This window comes from Kitasatospora sp. NPDC029312, from assembly GCF_055569215.1.
The window spans coordinates 127,878-148,106 of sequence record NZ_JBVHXY010000005.1 but is presented as its reverse complement, the minus strand read 5'-3'; the positions used below and the strand labels follow the sequence as shown (position 1 = coordinate 148,106).

Sequence of the window (20,229 nt, the reverse complement as noted above, 5' to 3'; positions counted from 1 at the left end):
GCGTGGCGTTACGGATGGTCAAAACGGCGGACGGCCGCGCCCTCGCCGTCGAGTCCCTCGGCGACCCGCGCGGCCGTCCGGTGTTCCTGCTGCACGGCATGCCGGGGAGCAGGGTCGGCCCCCACCCGCGCAGCACCGTGCTCTACCGGCTGGGGGTGCGGCTGATCTCGTACGACCGGCCCGGGTACGGCGACTCCACCCGGCTGTTCGGCCGCCGGGTGTCGCACGCGGCGGCCGACGTCCGCACCATCGCCGACGAGCTGGGGCTGGACGGCTTCGCGGTGCTCGGCCGCTCCGGCGGCGGCCCGCACGCACTGGCCTGCGCGGCGCTGCTGCCGGAGCGGGTCAGCCGGGTCGCGGTCCTGGTGGGCCTGGCGCCGCGCAACGCGGCCGGCCTGGACTGGTACGCCGGGATGACGCCGTCCAACGTCCGCGCCTACCGGGAGGCGGACCGCGGGCACTCCCGGATCGCCGACGCGATGGAGTTCCGCTCCCGGCAGATCAAGGACGACCCGGTCCGGCTGCTGAACGGGCTGCGCACCGAACTCTCCCCCGCCGACCGGGAGGTGGTCGGCGACAGCGGCCTGCGCCAGATGCTGCAGAGCAACTACCGGGAGGCGTTCCGGCACGGCGCGGACGGCTGGATCGACGACATGCTGGCCTTCACCGCCGACTGGGGCTTCGAGGTCGACTCGATCCGGGTGCCGACCTGGCTGTGGCACGGCGCCGACGACCAGTTCTCACCGGTCGACCACTCGCGCTGGCTGGCCGACCACATCCCGGGCTCCGAACTGTTCCTGGAGCCCGGCGCCGCCCACTTCGGGGCGTTCCGGGTGATGACCACCGCCCTGGCCTGGGCCGCGGGTTAGGTTCACCGGCCCCCGTCTAGGGCTTCACCGGGGTCAGCGGTTCGCCCCCGTCCAGGACGGCCGTGATGTTGTCCACCGCGAGGCCGCCCATCGCCTGCCGGGTGCGGACGGTGGCGCTGCCCAGGTGCGGGACCAGCACCGCGCGCTCCTGGGCGAGCAGCGCGGCGGGGACGTCGGGCTCGTGCTCGAAGTTGTCCACGGCGGCGGCGAACAGCGCTCCGGACTCCAGCGCGGCGGCCAGGGCCTCCTCGTCCACCACGCCGGCGGTCATGCTGACCACCACCGCGCCGCGCGGCAGCAGCGCCAGCCGGCGGGCGTCCAGCAGGTGCCGGGTCTCCTCGGTGCACGGGCAGGTGACGACCAGCACCGTGGAGGTGGCGAGCAGTTCCTCCAGCGGCTTCCAGGCGGCGCCCCCGGCCTCCTCGGGCGGCAGTTCACGGCGGTTGTGGTAGCTCACCGGCATGTCGAAGGCGTGGGCGCGGCGGGCCACCGCCTGCCCGATCCGGCCCATGCCGAGGACACCCAGCGGGGTGCCGGCCAGCTCCAGGCCGAGCAGGAAGTTCGGCCCCCAGGTCCAGGGCGTGCCCGAGCGCAGCAGGCGCTCGCCCTCGCCGAGCCGGCGGGTGGCGGCCAGCAGCAGCGCCCAGGCCGTCTCGGCGGTGGCGGTGGTGAGCACCCCGGGGGTGTTGGTCACGACCACCCCGCGCTCGGCGCAGGCGGCCACGTCGATGTTGTGGTAGCCGACGGCGTGGTTGGCCACGATCTCCAGCCACGGGCCGGCCGCGTCCAGGAACTCGGCGTCCACCCGGGTGTTGAGGGTGGTGAGGACGGCCCGGCGGCCGCGCACGGCGTCGAGCAGCTCGGCGCGGTCCATCTCCTCGTCGGTGTCGCGGCAGGTGGCGGCGTAGCGGGCGGTGAGCCGTTCGAGGACGCCGGGCGCGAGGCGACGGGTGACCAGGACCGGGGGCGGGGTATCCATGCGCACCTCTCAGTTCGCTCGCTGCGCTCGCTCACGGCGCAGCGTACCCCGCACCCGTTCCCCGCCTACACCGGCTGCGGCTCCAGGTCCCGGTTGATCCGCTTCCAGCCGCGCGCGGACACCGTGTTGGGGTGCTCCTCGCCGAACTGCCGGATCAGCTCGGCGATCGCCCGGGCGCGCAGTTCGGCGGCCTGGGTGTGCCGGCCGGCCGCCCGCAGGGTGATCGCCAGGTTGGCCTCGCAGGCGACCGCGTCCGGATGCTGCGGCGAGTAGCGTGCGCACAGGCCCTCGTGGGCGGCCCAGCCGAGTGACTCGGCGAGCTCCGTCTGCCCGTCGTCGCCGTAGGCGTTGGCCAGGTTGATCACCGCGTTGAGGGTGTACGGGTGGTCCGCCCCGACGGAGCGGGTCAGTCCTTCGACGGTCAGCCGGCCGCGTTCGATGGCCCCCCGGACGTCGCCGCTGCCGCGCAGGTAGATGCCGAGGTTGTTGGCGCAGGCCAGGGTGAACGGGTGCTCGTCGCCGAACAGCCGTCGGTGGCCCTCGTAGACGGTGGCGCAGAGGTCCCGGGCGGCCTCCTTGTCGCCCGAGGCGCTGTGGTCGGCGGCCAGGTTGAGCGCGCAGGCCAGCGCGTCGGGGGCATCGGCGCCGTAGCGCTCCAGGTAGCGCTCGTAGGTCTCCTTGGTGATCCGCCGCGCCTCGGCGAGCTGACCGATCCGGCGCAGCGAGACCGCCAGCGACTTGGCGTTGCGCAGGTTCTCCGGGAGGTCCGGGTCGAGCACGTCGCCGAGGTCGGCGGTGACCTCCTGCAGCAGCTCCACCGAGCCACGGTAGTCGCCGAGTTCGCGCAGGTCGCGGGCGAGGTTGGACTTGGTGGACAGGGTGTAGGGGTGCTTGGGGCCGAGTACGGCGGTGCGCCGGTCGAGGGTCTCCTGGTCGAGTTCGCGGGCGGCCTCGCTGTTGCCGACCAGCCGGTAGTCGATCGCCAGGTTGTTGGCCATGGAGAGCGTGCGCGGGTTGTCGTCGCCGAACAGCTCCCTGAACTGCTCGAGGATCTCCTGGTCCAGGTCCAGCGCGGCCTGGAACCGGCCGAGCGCCCGGCGGTCGGCGCCGAGCGAGCCGGCCGTCATCAGGGTGTACGGGTGGTGCTCGCCGAGCAGCGCCCGCTGGCGCTCCAGGGTGGATTCGTCCAGGGCCAGCGCCTCGGCGTAATTGCCCTGGGAGCGCAGCACGTTGGCGAGCTGGAAGCGCAGCAGAAGGGTCTGTCGGTCGTCCTCGCCGAGCTTGCTGGTCCACTCCGCGTCCAGGGCGTGGCCGAGGTCGCGGGCGCGGTCCAGCTCGCCGCGCTTCCACAGGTAGCGGACCCGGTCGATGAGCAGCTGGCGGGTGTCCGCCTCGTCGCAGTTGTGCGCCTTGGAGGGCGAGAGGTGCGGCCAGATCTCGTCGAAGGCGGGCCAGTTGGCCGGGTCGTCGGTGTCGCCGAGGACGGGCCGGGCGCCGGTGAGGATGCGGTGCACCTCGTGGACGGCGATCTCCTGCTCCTCGTCGGTCATCCCGGCCCGGATCACCGCCTGGACGAGCCGGTGCACCTGGAAGCTGTTGCTGCCGGCGTCGACCTTGGCCAGCGCGTAGCGGCCGATCGCCTGGATGACCTTGCCCAGCATGAACTTGTCGCGGAGGTCGGCGTCGTACTTCACCAGCGCCCGGATCATCTGGTCGCTGTAGAAGAGGTTCATGGAGATCGGCTCGGGCGCGAAGAAGGCGCACAGCTGCAGCAGCCGCACGGCCGCCGGGGACTGCTGGCGCAGCCGTCCGATCGAGACGTTCCAGGTCGCGGCGACCGGCGTCGGGTAGTCGGCGGGGCGGCCGACGGCGAGTGCCCGGGCCGCCTCGGCGTGCAGCTGGGTGACGTAGGTGTCCACCGGGGTGCCGGTGGTGTCCAGCCAGGCGGCGGCCACCTCGACGGCCAGCGGGAGGTCTCCGACGGCCTCGGCGACCCGGTCGGCGTCCGCGCGGGACAGGCTGCGGGCGCGCCGGGACAGGTGCTCGACGCTCTCGCCGCGGGTGAAGACGTCGACTTCCAGCGCCTCGGCGTGCCCCGTCCAGGCCTGGTTGCGGGAGGTCACCAGGATGTGGCCGGAGCCGCCGGGGAAGAACCGGCGGATCTCGGCGGGCTCGTCGGCGTTGTCGAAGATCAGCAGCCAGCGCGAGGTGGGCACGCCGCGGCGCAGCGCCTCCCGGGCGGCCTCGGCGGCCTCGGTGACGGAGTCGCCGACCCGCAGGCCGAGGCGGCGGGCGAGTTCGGCCAGTGCCGGGGCGACCAGTTCGGTCTGCTCGGCGTCGATCCACCAGACCAGGTCGTAGTCGGACATGAAGCGGTGGGCGTACTCCAGCGCCACCTGCGTCTTGCCGACGCCGCCGAGCCCGTAGAGGGTCTGCGGGGTCGGCAGCACGGCGGCCATGCCGCCGCGCAGCTGGTTGCGCAGCTGCTCCAGGACGGCGGCGCGGCCGGTGAAGGAGGGGTTGCGCGGGGGGACGTCCCACACCGAGGGCTTGCTCCCCGGGAAGCGCGGCCCGCCGCTGGGGGCGTCCCCGAGCGCGGCGTCGCCGCGGCCGAGCGCGCGCAGCAGGCTCTGGACCGACTGGGTCTCGTCGCGGCCCACCAGGTCCACCGGGTTGCGGTTGCTGAACGGCGCGGTGAGCCGGACGTCGCCGACCCGGACGGGCAGCAGCTGGCGCCGGGTGCCGGAGGGGTCGGAGCTGACCACCGACTCCCACAGCGCCCGGGCCTGCGGGGAGCGCTGGTAGGCGGGCGAGAGCACGGCGACGGTGCGGTACGCGGAGTCGATGCCGCGTTCGGTCTCCTCGCGCGGGTCGGTGCCGGCGCTGAGGTCCCGCGGCAGCACCCGGAAGCCGGCCCTGGTCAGGACGGACTCGATCCAGTCCGCCCACATCCGGTCCTCGGGCACGTAGGACAGGTAGAGGTCGGCGGGGACGGACGGGCGGCGGCGGGTGAACGCGTCCACGTAGCGCAGCCGCACCTCCTCGTCCATCGCTGGCAGCCCGGCGGCCCGGCCCTTGGTGATCACGGCGGTGAGCCGCTCGCAGGCGGCCAGCATCGAGGTGGGCGTGCCGGTCTGGTCCCCGAAGGTGGCGAGGATCTCCTCGTAGGCGTAGAACGGCCGGTACGGGATCTCCACCGAGCCCCAGTACTGGGCGAGTTCCTCGCCGGTCAGGCCGGCCGGCAGGCCGTCGAAGCGGACCCGGGCGAGGGCGCGGCCGGCGTCCGCCTTCTCCTTCTCGCCCTCGTCGATGCGCATCGGCACGGGCAGGATGCGGATGCCGCGCTCGCGGTAGCGGTCGTGGATGTGCTGGGCGATCCGGGAGGCGCCGTCGATGGACTGGTCGCTGAGGGTGAAGCAGACCACCAGGTCGTCGGGCATCTGCACGGTGCAGATCTCCGCGATGTCGGACAGGCCGGTGCGGGAGTCGATCAGCACGTAGTCGTAGCGCCTGGCCATGTCGGCCTTGAGCGCGTCGAAGAACTGCCCGCCGTCGAAGCGGTCGTAGAAGATGTCCCAGTCGAGGTGGGTGACGGCCTCGGAGTAGTCGCGGTTGAACTGGCCCGCGGAGAGGAAGTCCAGGCTGCCGCCGGCCGGGAAGTGCGGCCAGGTGAGCGAGATCGCGTGCGGGCTCACCCGGGCGAAGTCCAGGTGCCAGCCCTCGGCGTGTTCGACCGGGCGCAGCGCCTCCTCGCGGTACTCGGCGATGAGGTCCATCATCCCGGTGGTGCCGGCCAGGGACGCCTGGTCGAGGAAGGGGTGGAAGAACTTGGCCAGGCCGGGCGCCTCCAGGTCCCAGTCGACGGTGAGCACCCGGAAGCCGTTGGCGGCCAGGATCCAGGCGGTGTTGGCGAGGGCCATGGTGCGGCCGGTGCCGCCCTTGTAGGAGTAGAAGGTGATGATCCGGCCGTTGCGGTCCTGCTCGGCGGCCCGCCGCTCGGCCTCGCGCTGGGCGGCGAGTTCGGCGGCGGTGAGGCCTCCGAGGCGGAGGTTCCTGGTGCGGTTCTCGGTCATCGGGGTCCTCGTCCTCCCAGGGGCGCCATCCCGTCATCGGGGTCATCGCCGTCGTCACGGTCGGGGTCGTGCGGGGCCGGTCCGAAGGGGTCGACGCGGTGGCCGCCTTCTTCGGAGCGGTTCGGGCCGTTCGCTCCGTGCGCTCCGTTCGCTCCGTTCGGGGCGTCCCGGCCGTTCGGGGCGTCCCGGCCGTTCGGGGCATCCCGGCCGTTCGGGGCGTCCCGGCCGCGGGCACCGTCGGGTCCTTCGGGGCCGTCCGGCCCGTCCGGGTCGTAGCCGCCCGAACGTCGGAACGCCTCCCGCAGGCTCGGCCGGGGCCTCGGCGGTTCCTCCGGTTCCGTCCTGGTGCGGCCCTCGAAGGCGTACTTGGCCTTCATCGCCGCCCGGGGCAGCGCGTCGTCGAAGTCCTCCAGGGTGTTGAGCCCGGTCGGGCCGGTCATCCCGAGGAAGCTCGGCCGGCTCGCTCGCCGGGTGATCCGCAGCGTCTGGTCGCTCAGCTCGACCAGCTCGCGGCCGCCTCCGTCGCACTCCGGGTCGTCGGTGTTCCAGGGCTCCAGCACGCTCACCCAGGTGGCGTCGCAGCGGTCGAAACGGCGGATGAGTTCGCGCCGGCGCGGGTCGCGCAGCACCCACCGGTCCAGCAGCAGCAGTCCGGGGGCCTCGGCGTTGCCCTCGATGATCGACTCGACCTCGTCGTCGAACTCGTGGACCGTCGGCTGGAACCCCAACTGCCGTGCGAGGCGAACCGCGTGCTGGGCGATCGGCGAGCCGACCGGGCGGTACGGGTGCCAGTCGGTGCGCTTGGCACCGTAGAAGTCGGGATTGCGGTCGGGTGGCAGCTCGCCCTGGTGGTAGGTGAGGACGGAGATCCGCAGCTGCTTGGTCGGTGCGGTGACGTTGAAGGCACTGGGGAGTCCGTTGAAGTCCAACCGCCGACCGACCGGGATCACCGTCTCCTCCGCCACCTGCACGATCCGTGCCGCCAGCCGGTGCACGGCCAGCTCGTAGGCGGCACGGAAGTAGCTGAGCTTCATCAGCGCGTACAGGCCCTCGGTGGCGTAGTCGGGCCCGAAACTCGCGTGATTGAACTGCAGTTCACTGGCCACCTTGGGGAGCCGGTAGCGGCTCATCGGCGCCCACAGCACCGGGACGATGCCGCTGGTGCGCTCCGCGTCGATGGTCGCCGGGTAGACCGGGCGGCGGGTGAAGGCGTGCCACTCCTGGCCGCACGGAACGCTGTTGAAGTACCGGGGGGAGTACAGCGGGACGAACACCCGACAGCTCGCCAGTTCCTCGGACAGCCGGTCGGCCCACAATTCGCCCTGGTGCATGGACTCGTCCATGAACCCGACCGGCACCCCGGCCGGGACGGTGGTCAGCTGCAGCACCGCCTCGCACAGGTCCCGGTACAGCTGCCGCACCCAGTGGTTCGGATCGCCGGCACCGCGGGCGCCGGCCTTCGGGGTGTGCGCGTAGGAGAGGAAGAAGTACGGCCGGGCGTCGTCCTCGTCCCAGCCACGGTCGTTCACACGCGCCTCCCCCCGGCCCGTCGGCAACCTGGTTCCCGCAGCCCCCCTGCGGCGGGGCTTCAGTGTAGGAACGACTGACGCTCCAATGGAATAGCACAACGTCTCGCACGAATTGACATGACCGAAACGATGACGCCGCCTCCGGCCCTCGGCAGTACCCTCGTTCCGGCCACCGCCGAACGATCAGGAGAGCCGCCCATGGACCACCTCAACTGGCAACGGTCGACCTTCAGCAGCGACCAGTCCAACTACCTGGAGATCGCCTCTGAGGGCGACCTCGTCTACATCCGCGAGTCCGACGCTCCCGACCACGTCGTCACCACCACCCGCACCAAGCTCAACGCCTGGATCCTCGGTGCCAAGGACGGCGAGTTCGACCACTTCGTCGGCCTCTGAGCCGTCCGAGACCACCCCGGTCCGCCGCCGTCCGCCGGATATCCCGTGGCGCGTCCGGCGGCGGGCGGCGAGGATCGCGGCATGCACGCCCTCCTCCGAACCGAACGGCTCGTGTTGCGACCGTTCACCGAGGCCGACGCCGACCACCTCTTCGCGCTGGACAACGACCCCGAGGTCATGCGCTTCGTCAACGGCGGTGCGCCGACCAGCCGGGAGGCGGTCGAGACGACGGTCCTGCCGCGTCTCCTGCACGACTACCCGTGCCTCGGCACCCGCGGCTTCTGGGCCGCCGAGGAGCAGGCCACCGGGGCGTTCCTGGGCTGGTTCGAGTTCCGCCCCCTCGACGAGCACAGCCGCGCCGTGGTGGAGCTCGGCTACCGGCTGAACCGGGCGGCCTGGGGCAGGGGCCACGCCACCGAGGGCGCGCGGTTCCTGATCGACAAGGGCTTCACCGAGCTCGGCGTGGACCGGGTCACCGCGAACACCATGGCCGTGAACACCCGCTCCCGGCGCGTCATGGAGAAGTCCGGCCTGTCGTTCCTGCGGACCTTCACCGGCGACTGGCCGGACGCGATCCCCGGCTCCGAGCACGGCGAGGTCGAGTACCAGCTCACCCGGACCGACTGGCAGCGCCGCCGGTAGCCCGACCGCCCGGCGAAGGCCCCGCCGGTGAGCTCACGGCTTCCCCTTGGAGACGAAGACGGTGACGGCCGTGCCCGGTGCGACGACCTCGCCCGGCCTGGGGTCGGTGTTGATCACGGCTCCGGCCGGGACCTTCCAGTCGGTGAACTCCTGCACGTGCTCGATCCTCAGCCCGAGGTCCGTGAGGGCCTGCTCCGCCTGGGCCTGGGACAGGCCGATCACCGCCGGCACGGTGACCGCGGGCTGACCCGGCGCCGGGGAGGTGCCGGGCCCCGGGGACGGCGCACCGGAGCCCGTGGTGGCCGTGGCGGCCGTGCTGGGCGTGGGGGGCTCCGGGGAAGGAGTGCCGCTGCCCCGCAGGGGTGAGGCGCTCGCTCCGGCGGGGGCCGCGGCTACGGTCCCACCGGTCGGCCGGGTGCCGGCCTGCACGGCGAACGCCGCACCGGCCGTGACGGCGAGGGCGGCCGCGGCGGCCGTCACCGTGAGCACGCCGCGCCGGCGCCGGGTGCGGCGGAGGATGGCGGCGCCGTCGACCGCGGGGACGCGGGCGCCGTTCGTGTAGTCGTCCATGGCCTGGATCAGGGCCTCTCTGAGGTCGGTGTCCGGGAGCGGGTCGCGGCGCGCGGGGTCGGTGCCGGGCGGAAACGGGGTCATCACGCACCTTCGAGCTGCGGTAGAGGAGAGGGCCGGTCGCCGCCCGGGGCGGTGGACCGTGGCGCGCACGCGGGGGCCGCGGCGCGCAGTTTGGCCAGGCCGCGGGCCAGCTGCGAGCGCACCGAGCCGGGCGAGATGCCCAGGGTCTCGGCGATCTGCTGGTCGCCCATGTCGTGGAGGTAGTGCAGCACCACGACGGTGCGCATGCCGATCGGCAGCGCGTGCAGTGCCCGGACCAGCTCGTCGCGCAGGTCCACGAGCCGGTACGGGTCGCCGGGATCGGCCTGGTCGGTGAGGTCCGCCGGCTCGCGCACCCGGCGCAGCACCCGCCACCGGTCGTTGGCCAGGTTCACCACGATCCGTCGGACGTAGGCCTCCGGCGAGTCCGCGACGGTGACCCGTTTCCAGTGCCTGCAGGCCTTCTCCAGCGCCTCCTGCAGCAGGTCCTCCGCAGCGTGCTGACTTCCGGTCAGGAGGTAGGCGGTCCGGAACAGCGCCGGGGACCGCTGCTGGACGAACTCGACGAAGTCGATCGTCCGCTCTTCCCCGCCGCGCCTGCGTAGCCTCACCAGCGCCCCGCCGATGCACTCATGCTCTCCTCCTCGGTGCTCCTGCCTCCCTGACGGCCTCCCGCCCGCCGTTGCTGCACCGGTTCACCGAAGGTGACGCGCATCACGTCCACGCCGCCACCCTCGCGGCCCTCGCCGCGCGTGGGACGCCGGACCGGCCGACTTCCCGCGCGTGGCACGGCTCATGGCGGCGCCGCACCGGCCGGGGGCGGAGCGGTGGGCTCAGCTGCGGGTCCGCAGGAGCCGGTCGGCGAGGTCGACGGCCTCCCGCACGGGGACCAGCCGGCAGTCGGCGTCGCCGATGCGCCCGGTGGTGATGCCGGCGGCGGCCGCGAGGACGCGGGCGCCGAGCTGGGCGAAGTGCACGTCGTCCAGCTCGGGGGCCTCGAAGGTGACCCACCCGTCCGGCGTGACGCAGCGGTACTCGCGTTGCCGGACGCCGGGCTGGCGGAGGTCGGCGAGGTGGAAGGCGGTGAAGTTGGCCATCGGGACGCCGAGCATCAGCACCCGGGCGTCCAGGTCGTACAGCCGCCCGAGCGGGGAGTCCGGGCCCAGGTGGGAGCTGAGCGGGTGGCGGCCGGTGATCTCCGCCGCCAGCGGGCCGACCGCCGCCCACGAGGTCTGCGGGTGGCCGCTGCGCAGGGCGCCCGGGCGGGTGCGGACGGCCTCCGAGAGCGCGCCCATCGTCGGGGAGGCCGGGGTGGTGGCCGGGTCGAAGCGCGGCATCCGCGCCCGCAGGGCATCGGCCTCGGCCGGGGAGAGCCCCGCGACGGCGGCCCGGTGGATCCGTGAGGTGGAGGAGTTCTCGGGGGTGGCGGTGTAGGCCACCAAGGTCCCGTCCGGGCCGAGGACTTCGAGCAGTGCGTCGACCACGCCGCCCGCCCCGCCGGGCACCGGTCCGAGCGTTCGCAGCGACGCCTGGACGTGCAGCACCATCCCGGGGCGGACCCCGAGGTCGACGAACCGGTCGGCAAGCGCGGCGACGGACGTCACGGCCCCTCCTTCGGATCAGGCCTCGGCGAGCCGCAGTCGCCCACGGTCCCGGCGCGCCCGCTCGGCATCCCGCTCAGCCGCGGCCGGCAACGGCACGGCGAGCCACGGGGAGAGGCTCTCCCGCATGCCGTCCGCGAAACCCCGGCCGAGCGCCGTCAGCGCGCCGGACTCCGCCAGCCGCTCCACCGCCTCCGCCGTGTACCGCCGCCAGAGCGCGAACTGCGCCCGCGCCCGGTCCGCCGCCTCGCCCGGCAGCCCGTCGTAGGCGGCCGTGCGGGTGCCCCAGTACTCCGTCACCGCCAGATGCGCGTAGGTGCCCTGGAGCAGTCCCTCAAGCGGCCGCGGATCCGGCCGCCAGGGCGCGAAGTACAGCCGGTCGTCGGTCCGGTCGTACAGGTCGAACAGGTCCAGGACGGCGCCCAGTTTCACGTGCTGGAACTCGTGCGCGAGCAGCAGCGCCAGGCCCGGCGCCGTCGAGGGCCGCGCGATGCCGACCGCGCCGTAGGCCTGCCGGGCCGCCGAGCTGACGTCCCGTCCGTCCGGGCCGGGCCGCAGCGGGGTCACCGTGGTCAGCCCCGTCCGGATGCCTTCCGCGTACTGCGGCAGGTCCCGCCCGAGCAGTTCCCAGGCCTCGCGCAACGCGCCCGTCCAGCCGAGCAGTTCGCCGCCCGGCAGCCGGTCGGTCACCGGGTGGTCGTGGCTGTCCCGCAGCGGGTCGAGGTCCTCCAGCGCGACCGTCCAGCCGCCCGCCAGCCGGATCCGCCGCAGCGGCTGGTCCAGCGCGGTGAACACCGCCCCGTTCGAGGCCCGCACCTCGAACCCGTCCGCCCGCCCGGTGACCACCGCGTCCCCGTCCGGCACGGCGATCCGCCCGAGCGTCGGCAGGTGCAGCCACCCGCCCCGCACGGGCACCGTCACCGTGTCCCCCCGGCCGGCCAGCACCGCGGCCGCGGCGGCCAGCGCCGCCAGCTCCCCGAGCCCGACCGACAGGTCCCCGGCGAGCCGCCGCGCCGCCCAGGCCCGCGCGTACGGATGCGCCAGCACGGCGTCCACGGCGCCGGGCGCCGCGGCGTCCAGCTCCGACAGCAGCCCCCACGCCTCGGCCCGCCCCTGCCCGGAGGCGTCCCAGGCCGCGGCCAGCATCGCCCGGGTGAGCGCCAGCTGCGCGCGGGACAGCGCCCGTACGGTGCCCTCGCCGCCGTACCCGCGGGCCAGTTCGTCGAGTTGCGCGGCGGTGAGGGCGGCAGGCAGCGGCGGTTCGCCACCCGGTGCGGGTACTGACACGGGACTGTCCTTCCCGGCGATGCCGTTGATGAGCGTCATGAGGTCCCCGCAGTAGACGGACGGGTTGTCGAAGCCGTTGTCCGCCCGGTACCGGTGGGCGTACAGGCCGCCGCCGCAGGAGCGGACCACCGGGCAGGCCCGGCAGGTCTCGCTCAGCCCGGCCACTCCGGACTGGCGGGCGGCGATGCCGGGGTGCAGCGCCACCTGGTCGAGGCTGTGCGAGAAGACGTCGAGCCCGGTCTCCGGCGCGCCGTCGTACGCGGTCTTCAGGCTGTCCGCCTGTTCGAAGCTGCCGTCCGTCTCCAGCACGACGAGGTCCGCGGGCTCCAGCCCGAGCGACTCGGTGAGGCTGGAGAGCCCGCGCAGGGTCCGGTGCACGGACTCGAAGGTCCGGACGGCGAAGGGCCGCCCGTCCTCCTCCCACAGCCGGTGGACGGCGAGCAGCCAGTCCGCGTACGGGGCCCCGCCGCCGCCCGGGACGCGCTTCGGCGGGTCCTCCCAGGTGGCGTGCGGCAGCAGGAAGTCGACGGCGGGGGGCGCCAGTTCGGCCAGTGCCCGGTAGACCGCGACCGGGTCGTTCTCGATGTCGACGGTGCACAGCAGCCCGGCGAACAGGTGCCGGTACTCAGAGCGGCGCAGCCGTTCGACGGCCCGCAGGACCATAGGGTGGCTGCTGCGCCCGTCGGCGAAGCGCCGGTGACGGTCGTTGGAGAGCCGGTCCCCGTCCAGCGAGATGCCGACCTTCACGCCGAGTTCGGCGAAGAGTTCGCAGTAGGCGTCCGAGAGTTGGACGCCGTTGGTGTGGATGCGCAGGTCCAGCGCGCAGCCGGGCGGAAGTGCGCCCCGGAGTGCCTCGGCGGCGTGGCGCAGCCGGTCCGGGCCGGCGAGCAGGGGCTCTCCCCCGTGCAGGACGACCCGGACGACGGGCAGCCGGCGGGCGGCCGCGTGCTCGCCGATCCGCTCGGCGACGGCGTTCAGGACTTCGCGGCCGATGACCTTAGGGCGTCGCCGCCAACTGGTGTCGGCGTGCTCGTACACGTAGCAGTGGTCACAGGCGAGGTCACACCGGCTGTGGACCTTCACCACGAACTGGGTGAAGGGCCGGGGGGTCGGCGTCATGGTCGATCGGATTCTGCTCGGCCGCGGTGAATCGGCCGATCAGATGGAGGAGTTGAAGGCCGCGACCGGCACCGCACCCGCGCCGGTGTCGGGGAGGGCTCGCCGGATCCTTGCCGAGAGCTCTTCGGCGCCGAGCTGGGCGAGGTCGGCCAGCGAGGGCCGGTCGTCGCTCCCGGCCGCCTGAGTGTCCGTCAGTTCCGTGCGGGTCGTGGTGTCCAGTGCGGGTGTCATGTTCGATTCTCTTCCACGATGGGGGTTAGAGAGAAGCAGTGCCGGGTATACACGTCGGCTTGGTGGCAAGGGTACTGGGGCGTGCAAGCCGCGGCGTTCCCTTCCACGGCACTACCTGCCCGTTACCCCCTTCGTACTGCGAAGTCTCGCCGAAAGTTCATCCATTCGGCGGTCGCGCGAAGGCACCTGACCGGCGCATGGGCCGCTCGTCAGGCCGGGTCGGCCGAGCCCATAGGTCGGTCGGCCGGTCCCACCGTGCAGTCGGCCCGCGCCACCGGGCGGTCGGTCCGCGCCGGCGTCACGGGCAGAGGCGCTCCACCCGCCACCCCGTGGGGCGGGTCGGGTCGGCGAGGTAACGGAGGCGGTCGTGCAGGCGGTTCTCGCGCCCCTGCCAGAACTCGACGCTCTCCGGGACGACCCGGTAACCGCCCCAGAACGGCGGGACGGGGACGCCCTCGCCCTCCGGGTAGCGGCGCTCCAGTTCGGCGTAGCGCTGTTCGAGGACGTCGCGGCCGCTGACCGGACTGGACTGTTCGCTGGCCCAGGCGCCGAGTTGGGAGCCGTGCGGGCGGGTGCGGAAGTAGGCGGCGGTCTCGTCCCGGCCGACCTTCTCGACGGGGCCCTGGACGATCACCTGGCGGGCCAGCGAGATCCACGGGAAGAGCAGCGCGGCGTACGGGTTCGCGGCGAGCTCGGAGCCTTTGCGGGAGCCGTAGTTGGTGTAGAAGACGAAGCCGCGCGCGTCGTAGCCCTTGAGCAGGACGGTGCGCGAGCTGGGCCGCCCGTCGGCGTCGGCGGTGGAGAGCACCATGGCGTTGGGCTCGGGCACCCCGGCGTCGTGCGCCTCGTGGAACCAGTGGGTGAACTGGCTGATCGGCTCGGGCGCGAGCTGCTCCTCGGCCAGGCCCTCGTGGACGTAGTGCCTGCGCATCACGGTGAGGTCCGGACCGGGGCGGGGCTCGTCGGCCGGGGTCCGGTTGGCGGGGCTCAGGGGCGTCGACTGGGCGCGTTCCGGGGTCTGCACGCCAACATCATCCCGTACGACAAGCGGCCGGCACCGCTACCTCCGAACGAACCGCAGTCGGGGATAAGGTGTCTCGCCACCGCTTGGCCGTCCGTCGCAGGGGGATTTGTCCGGAACCGGGTGTTTGGTTCCGGGTGTCTCCCGGGCACGACCGGCCCTCGACGGAAAAACCAAGCGGCCCTGCGGGAAACATCACCACGGTGGTGTATGGCGCAATGCACCCCGTGCCTGTCACTCTGGCACGGAGTGCCAACCACGATTCGGTCACTGGCGCGCCGCCCCACCACGGTGAAGCGCCGATCGCAGAACTGAAGGAGCCGTCGCATGTCCGACTTCGTACCCGGGCTTGAGGGAGTCGTCGCGTTCGAGAGCGAGATCGCCGAACCCGACCGTGAAGGCGGCGCGCTGCGGTACCGCGGCGTGGACATCGACGACCTGGTCGGCAACGTCTCCTTCGGCCACGTGTGGGGCCTGCTGGTGGACGGCAAGTTCAACCCCGGCCTGCCGGCCGCCGAGCCCTTCCCGATCCCGGTGCACTCGGGCGACATCCGGGTCGACGTCCAGTCCGCGCTCGCCATGCTCGCCCCGGTCTGGGGCCTCAAGCCGCTGCTCGACATCTCTGCCGAGGAGGCCCGGAACGACCTGGCCCGCGCCGCCGTGATGGCGCTGTCCTACGTCGCCCAGTCCGCCCGCGGCCAGGGCCTGCCGATGGTCCCGCAGAGCGAGATCGACAAGGCCGAGACGGTCGTCGAGCGCTTCATGATCCGCTGGCGGGGCGAGCCGGACCCGAAGCACGTCAAGGCCGTCGACGCCTACTGGACCTCGGCCGCCGAGCACGGCATGAACGCCTCCACCTTCACCGCCCGCGTCATCGCCTCCACCGGCGCCGACGTCGCGGCCGCACTCTCCGGCGCCGTCGGCGCGATGTCCGGCCCGCTGCACGGCGGTGCGCCGTCCCGCGTGCTCGGCATGATCGAGGAGATCGAGCGCACCGGCGACGCCGTCAAGTGGGTCAAGAACGCCCTGGACAAGGGCGAGCGCCTGATGGGCTTCGGCCACCGCGTCTACCGCGCCGAGGACCCGCGCGCCCGGGTGCTGCGCCGCACCGCCAAGGAGCTCGGCGCGCCGCGCTTCGAGGTCGCCGAGGCGCTGGAGAAGGCCGCGCTGGAGGAGCTGCACAACCGCCGCCCCGACCGCGTGCTGGCCACCAACGTCGAGTTCTGGGCCGCCATCATGCTGGACTTCGCCGAGGTCCCGGCGCACATGTTCACCTCGATGTTCACCTGCGCGCGTACCGCGGGCTGGTCGGCGCACATCCTGGAGCAGAAGCGCACCGGTCGCCTCGTGCGCCCCTCCGCGCGCTACGTGGGCCCCGGCCCGCGCCGCCCCGAGGAGATCGAGGGCTGGGACGCCATCGCCCACTGAGCACCTCGGACGGACGGCCGCGCGGCCACCGCACACCACCTCTGACCAGCGGGTCCGGCCTCGGCCGGGCCCGCTGTCGGCGTCCGGCGGCGAGCCGGGACGACGGTCTCAGCCGGCGGACGGACGTACCCCGGGCCGGCCCCCGGCCGGTAGGCTGCGCGCGTGGCTCAGATCCAGATCCCCGCTGACATCAAGCCCGCAGACGGCCGTTTCGGCTGCGGACCGTCCAAGGTGCGCCCCGAGGCCCTGAGTGCGCTCGCCGCCACCCAGACCTCCCTGCTCGGCACCTCGCACCGCCAGGCCCCGGTCAAGAACCTGGTCAAGCGCGTGCGCGAGGGCGTGAGCAGCCTCTTCTCCCTCCCGGACGACTACCAGGTGGTCCTCGGCAACGGCGGCTCCACCGCCTTCTGGGACATCGCCGCCTTCGGCCTGGTGCGGGAGAAGTCCCAGCACCTGGACTTCGGCGAGTTCTCCTCGAAGTTCGCCTCCTCCGTCAAGGCCGCGCCGTGGCTGGCGGAGCCCACCGTGATCAAGACCGCCCCGGGCACCCACCCGCTGCCCGTCGCCGAGGCGGGCGTGGACGTCTACGGCCTCACCCACAACGAGACCTCGACCGGTGTCGCGATGCCGATCAAGCGCCCGGCGGGCGCGGACGAGGGCTCGCTGGTGCTGGTGGACGCCACCTCGGGCGCCGGCGGCCTGCCGGTGGACATCACCGAGACCGACGTCTACTACTTCGCCCCGCAGAAGTCCTTCGCCTCCGAGGGCGGCCTGTGGCTCGCCACCTTCTCCCCGGCCGCCCTGGAGCGCGCCGCCGAGATCGCCGGCTCCGGCCGGTACGTCCCGCCGTTCTTCTCGCTGCCGACGGCCATCGACAACTCGTCGAAGGACCAGACGTACAACACCCCGTCGATCGCCACCCTGTTCCTGCTGGCCGACCAGTTGGAGTGGCTGAACGGCAACGGCGGGCTGGACTGGGCCGTCGCCCGTACGGCTGACTCCTCGTCCCGGCTGTACGCCTGGGCCGAGAAGTCCTCCTTCGCCACCCCGTTCGTGGCGAACCCGGCCGAGCGCTCCCAGGTGGTCGGCACCATCGACTTCGACGAGTCGGTGGACGCCGCCGCAGTCGCCAAGGCACTGCGTGCCAACGGCATCGTGGACACCGAGCCGTACCGCAAGCTGGGCCGCAATCAGCTGCGCATCGCGATGTTCCCCGCGATCGACCCGGCGGACGTCGAGGCGCTCACCCAGTGCATCGACTACGTGGTCGATAAGCTCTGACCCCTACCGGTACCGGGTGTCCGGACACGGACACGGCTGAGGGCCACCGCCTGCGGGCGGTGGCCCTTGCGTGTGCCCGGCCTACCGGCTGACGAGCGAGCTGATCAGCACGACGACCAGCAGCAGCACCAGGGTGCCGGAGACGATGCGCATACGAGTCTTGGGATCCACGGTCAACGAGCGTACCTCCGGCTGACCCCGGACCGGTCGGCGAGGGCGCCCGGGCCGACCGGAGCCCTCAGCTCCAGTCGGCCAGCGGCCAGGAGCGCAGCGACTCGTAGCGGGTGGTCCCGCCGTCCTGGCGGCTCTCCATGAGGTGCAGCCCGGTGGCCTCCCACTCCGGGCCCGAGTACGGCGCCAGCGCCGCCGCCAGGGCGTCCAGCTCGGCCGCCGCGACCCGCTGGACGGCCCGGCGCCGGCCGCGGTGGGAGCCGGCCCGGGCCAGCGTGAGGTGGGGGTGGAAGGCGAAGGCGTCGGTGTCCCCGGTGACCTCGGCGACGGCCCCGGTGACCGCCTCCGCGAGCCGGCGCAGCGCCCAGGTCTGGCCCTCCACCCCGGCCCAGAGCACCCGGTCGCCGAACCGGCCGGCGCCCGCGATCCGCAGCCGGTGCACCGGGTGCACCCCGGCGACGGCGGCCAGGCCGCTCTCCAGCTCCGGCAGCCGCTCGGCCGGCACCTGGCCGAGGAAGGCCAGGGTGAGGTGCCAGCCCTCGGCGGTGGTCCAGCGCAGCCGGTCCGCGCCGGGCAGGCCGCGCACCGGGGCGACCGCGTCGGCCAGCCCCTGGAGCGCCGTGACCGGCGGCAGGACCGCGGTGAACAACCTCATGCCCCCATCCTCCCGCTCTTCCCAACGCCCCCGGCCCTGGGCTAGAACGGGTTCATGATCGATTCAAGCGGCGTGAAGATCCGCACCGGAGGCCCCGAGGACATCCCCGACATCCTCGCCCTGCTCGACGGCGCCGTGGCCTGGCTGGCCGACCGGGGCCGCACCGGCCAGTGGGGCGACCAGCCCTTCTCCACCGACCCGGCCCGGGTGGAGCACGTCGCGAAGTACGGCGCCGAGCCGTTCCTGATCCGCCTCGCCGTCGACGGCCGGGGCCGGACGGTCGGCTCCTGCGTGCTCTCCGAGGAGCGCGGCGCGTACGTCCCCGCCGTGGACGAGCGCGAGCTGTTCGTCCGCAACCTGGTCACCGACCGCAGCCGCAAAGGTTCGGGGATCGGCGCCGCGCTGATCGCCGACGCGGTCGAGGAGGCCCGCCGGCGCGGCATCGGCCTGCTGCGGGTGGACTGCTACGGCGGCGCCGACCGCGGGCTGGTCGCCCAGTACCGGGCGCTCGGCTTCACCGAGACGGAGAGCTTCGAGGTGGAGCAGCCGACCGGCGTCTGGCCGGGTCAGGTGCTCGCCATCCGGCTCTGACCCGTCGCCGCTCGGCGCCGGCCCGGACCGCGAGGACCCCCGGAGACCAGGCCCCCGGGGGTTCGCCGGACGACAGTCGCGACCGTCACGGCCGCGCTGACCCGTCAGCAGGCCGGAGCCAGCTCCGCCTTGCTCGCCGTGCGGGTCCGCGGCACGACGGCGACCACCCGGCCGCCGCGGCCCGGGTGCAGGTCGAAGCGCACCCGCAGGTCCGCACTGCGGGCCAGCACCAGGCCGACCGCACCGGCCGCCAGCGCGGACACCACGCCGCAGGCCAGCAGGCCCAGCCGGGGCCCGTACGAGGCGGTGACCCAGCCGACGATCGGGGCGCCGATCGGCGTGCCGCCGGTGAAGACCAGCACCAGCAGGCCCATCACCCGGCCGCGCACCTCGGGGTCGGTGGCCAGTTGCAGCGTGGAGTTGACCGAGGTGTTGAAGCTCAGTCCGAACACCCCGATCAGCGTCAGCAGCAGCGCGAAGGTCCAGTAGTCGGGCGCGAAGGCCGCGACCACCTCCAGCAGCCCGAAGCCCAGCGCGGCGCCGACCAGGCGGCGCAGCCGTGGCGCGCCCCGGCGGGCGGCGAGCAGCGCGCCGGCCAGTGAGCCGACCGCCATCGCGGTGTTCAGCAGGCCGTACTGCCCGGCGCCCACCTTGAAGGTGTCGTACGCGAAACCGGACAGCAGCGTCGGGAAGTTGAAGCCGAAGGTGCCGATGAACCCGGCCAGCACCATCGGCCAGAGCAGTTCGGGCCGCTCCTTCACGTAGCGCAGGCCCTCGCGCAGCTGGCCCTTCTCGCGGGCGATCGGCTCGGTCGGGCGCAGTTCGCTCTCCCGCATGGCGAGCAGCCCGCCGATCACGGCGGCGAAGGACAGCGCGTTGACGGCGAACGCCCAGCCGCTGCCGACCGCGGCGATCAGCAGGCCCGCGACGGCGGGGCCGACCAGGCGGGCGGTCTGGAAGTTGGCGGCGTTCAGGCTGACGGCGTTGGCCAGGTCCCTGGGTCCGACCATCTCGGAGACGAAGGCCTGCCGGGTCGGGTTGTCCACCACGGTGACCAGGCCGAGCAGCAGCGCGAAGGCGTACACGTAGTACGGCGTGACGATGCCGCTGACGGTCAGCACGGCCAGGCCGGCGGCGAGCAGGCCCATCATGCCCTGGGTGTAGATCAGCAGCCGGCGCTTGGGCATCCGGTCGGCGAGCACGCCGCCGAACAGGCCGAGCAGCAGCATCGGCAGGAACTGCATGGCGGTGGTGATGCCGACGGCCAGCGGGCTGCCGGTGAGGCTCAGCACCAGCCAGTCCTGGGCGATCCGCTGCATCCAGGTGCCGGTATTGGACACCACCTGGCCGGCGAAGTAGTAGCGGTAGTTGCGCACGCGCAGGGAGGAGAACATCCCCCCGGGCCTCGTGAACCGGGCGCCTGTGGGGGACGGGGCCGCGGAGCGGCCGGGAGCGGCGGGGTCCTCCGCCGCGGTGCGTTCGTCGGGGTCGTCTTCGCCGTTGCCGGGCAGTCCCGTCGGGGCGGGGGCCTGGGCGTCGGCGGCCGCGGTGCTGGCCGCGGCGGAGTCGGTGGTCGGGTCGTCGGTACGGATGGCGGCGGCGCTGGCTGCGGCCGGCGGTGTCACGGTGGTCTCCCCTCGCGGCGGGGGGGGGGGGGGGGGGGGGGGGGGGGGGGGGGGGGGGGGGGGGGGGGGGGGGGGGGGGGGGGGGGTGTTTGTATTTGTTGTGGGGCGCCCCGGGGGTG

The 20,229-nt window shown here is 73.5% G+C and carries 17 protein-coding genes; 6 read left to right on the top strand and 11 right to left on the bottom strand.

Annotated elements, in window-relative coordinates; translation table 11 throughout:
* The first annotated feature begins 14 nt into the window (after nucleotides 1-14).
* Entirely contained in the window at nucleotides 15-869 is an 855-nt protein-coding gene (locus ACZ4WV_RS06765) for an alpha/beta fold hydrolase (RefSeq protein WP_465743696.1), read from the top strand.
* 16 nt (nucleotides 870-885) lie between these two features.
* Here the strand turns inward: ACZ4WV_RS06765 and ACZ4WV_RS06760 are convergent, their stop codons facing one another.
* The 3 genes from ACZ4WV_RS06760 to ACZ4WV_RS06750 all read right to left on the bottom strand — a co-directional run bounded on the left by ACZ4WV_RS06760 (nucleotide 886) and on the right by ACZ4WV_RS06750 (nucleotide 7,450).
* Nucleotides 886-1,848 carry a 2-hydroxyacid dehydrogenase gene (locus tag ACZ4WV_RS06760; RefSeq protein ID WP_465743508.1) on the bottom strand — a complete coding sequence of 321 codons (963 nt, stop codon included), beginning with the start codon at nucleotides 1,846-1,848 and terminating at the stop codon, nucleotides 886-888.
* A gap of 65 nt (nucleotides 1,849-1,913) precedes the next feature.
* Nucleotides 1,914-5,921 carry an FxSxx-COOH system tetratricopeptide repeat protein gene (gene fxsT, locus ACZ4WV_RS06755; RefSeq protein ID WP_465743506.1) on the bottom strand — a complete coding sequence of 1,336 codons (4,008 nt, stop codon included), beginning with the start codon at nucleotides 5,919-5,921 and terminating at the stop codon, nucleotides 1,914-1,916.
* Entirely contained in the window at nucleotides 5,918-7,450 is a 1,533-nt protein-coding gene (locus tag ACZ4WV_RS06750; protein ID WP_465743504.1) for a TIR-like protein FxsC, read from the bottom strand. Before ACZ4WV_RS06750 ends, fxsT begins: the two co-directional genes overlap by 4 nt.
* A gap of 198 nt (nucleotides 7,451-7,648) precedes the next feature.
* Between ACZ4WV_RS06750 and ACZ4WV_RS06745 the strand changes: the two genes are divergently transcribed.
* Both ACZ4WV_RS06745 and ACZ4WV_RS06740 read left to right on the top strand, forming a co-directional pair.
* On the top strand, nucleotides 7,649-7,846 hold the full coding sequence (locus tag ACZ4WV_RS06745; RefSeq protein ID WP_465743502.1) for a DUF397 domain-containing protein: 198 nt from the start codon (nucleotides 7,649-7,651) through the stop codon (nucleotides 7,844-7,846).
* A gap of 81 nt (nucleotides 7,847-7,927) precedes the next feature.
* On the top strand, nucleotides 7,928-8,488 hold the full coding sequence (locus ACZ4WV_RS06740; protein WP_465743500.1) for a GNAT family N-acetyltransferase: 561 nt from the start codon (nucleotides 7,928-7,930) through the stop codon (nucleotides 8,486-8,488).
* A gap of 33 nt (nucleotides 8,489-8,521) precedes the next feature.
* Here ACZ4WV_RS06740 and ACZ4WV_RS06735 read toward each other — a convergent pair whose 3' ends face one another.
* The 6 genes from ACZ4WV_RS06735 to pdxH all read right to left on the bottom strand — a co-directional run bounded on the left by ACZ4WV_RS06735 (nucleotide 8,522) and on the right by pdxH (nucleotide 14,269).
* Complete coding sequence (locus ACZ4WV_RS06735) at nucleotides 8,522-9,142, bottom strand: PASTA domain-containing protein (RefSeq protein ID WP_465743498.1); 621 nt, start codon at nucleotides 9,140-9,142, stop codon at nucleotides 8,522-8,524.
* Nucleotides 9,142-9,711, bottom strand: coding sequence for a SigE family RNA polymerase sigma factor (locus ACZ4WV_RS06730; protein ID WP_465743496.1), 570 nt, complete (start codon nucleotides 9,709-9,711; stop codon nucleotides 9,142-9,144). Before ACZ4WV_RS06730 ends, ACZ4WV_RS06735 begins: the two co-directional genes overlap by 1 nt.
* 222 nt (nucleotides 9,712-9,933) lie before the next feature.
* Entirely contained in the window at nucleotides 9,934-10,704 is a 771-nt protein-coding gene (locus ACZ4WV_RS06725) for an AAC(3) family N-acetyltransferase (RefSeq protein WP_465743494.1), read from the bottom strand.
* Nucleotides 10,705-10,719: 15 nt separating this feature from the next.
* On the bottom strand, nucleotides 10,720-13,107 hold the full coding sequence (locus ACZ4WV_RS06720; protein ID WP_465743492.1) for an FxsB family cyclophane-forming radical SAM/SPASM peptide maturase: 2,388 nt from the start codon (nucleotides 13,105-13,107) through the stop codon (nucleotides 10,720-10,722).
* A 39-nt stretch (nucleotides 13,108-13,146) separates the two neighbouring features.
* A complete protein-coding gene (gene fxsA / locus ACZ4WV_RS06715) occupies nucleotides 13,147-13,338 on the bottom strand; it encodes an FxSxx-COOH cyclophane-containing RiPP peptide (protein WP_465743490.1) in 192 nt (63 codons plus the stop codon).
* Between the two features lie 298 nt (nucleotides 13,339-13,636).
* Nucleotides 13,637-14,269 carry a pyridoxamine 5'-phosphate oxidase gene (pdxH, locus tag ACZ4WV_RS06710; RefSeq protein WP_465743694.1) on the bottom strand — a complete coding sequence of 211 codons (633 nt, stop codon included), beginning with the start codon at nucleotides 14,267-14,269 and terminating at the stop codon, nucleotides 13,637-13,639.
* A 417-nt stretch (nucleotides 14,270-14,686) separates the two neighbouring features.
* Between pdxH and ACZ4WV_RS06705 the strand changes: the two genes are divergently transcribed.
* Together ACZ4WV_RS06705 and serC are read left to right on the top strand one after the other, a co-directional pair.
* Entirely contained in the window at nucleotides 14,687-15,787 is a 1,101-nt protein-coding gene (locus tag ACZ4WV_RS06705; RefSeq protein WP_465743488.1) for a citrate synthase 2, read from the top strand.
* 162 nt (nucleotides 15,788-15,949) lie between these two features.
* Entirely contained in the window at nucleotides 15,950-17,068 is a 1,119-nt protein-coding gene (gene serC, locus ACZ4WV_RS06700; RefSeq protein WP_465743486.1) for a phosphoserine transaminase, read from the top strand.
* A 238-nt stretch (nucleotides 17,069-17,306) separates the two neighbouring features.
* On the opposite strand, the gene thpR is transcribed toward serC, so the two are convergent.
* Entirely contained in the window at nucleotides 17,307-17,894 is a 588-nt protein-coding gene (thpR, locus tag ACZ4WV_RS06695) for an RNA 2',3'-cyclic phosphodiesterase (protein ID WP_465743484.1), read from the bottom strand.
* 54 nt (nucleotides 17,895-17,948) lie between these two features.
* On the opposite strand from thpR, the gene ACZ4WV_RS06690 reads away from it, so the two are divergent.
* Nucleotides 17,949-18,485 (top strand): GNAT family N-acetyltransferase, encoded by a 537-nt coding sequence (locus tag ACZ4WV_RS06690; RefSeq protein ID WP_465743482.1) that lies wholly within the window; start codon nucleotides 17,949-17,951, stop codon nucleotides 18,483-18,485.
* 104 nt (nucleotides 18,486-18,589) lie between these two features.
* Here the strand turns inward: ACZ4WV_RS06690 and ACZ4WV_RS06685 are convergent, their stop codons facing one another.
* A complete protein-coding gene (locus tag ACZ4WV_RS06685; RefSeq protein WP_465743693.1) occupies nucleotides 18,590-19,879 on the bottom strand; it encodes an MFS transporter in 1,290 nt (429 codons plus the stop codon).
* Nucleotides 19,880-20,229: the final 350 nt, after the last annotated feature.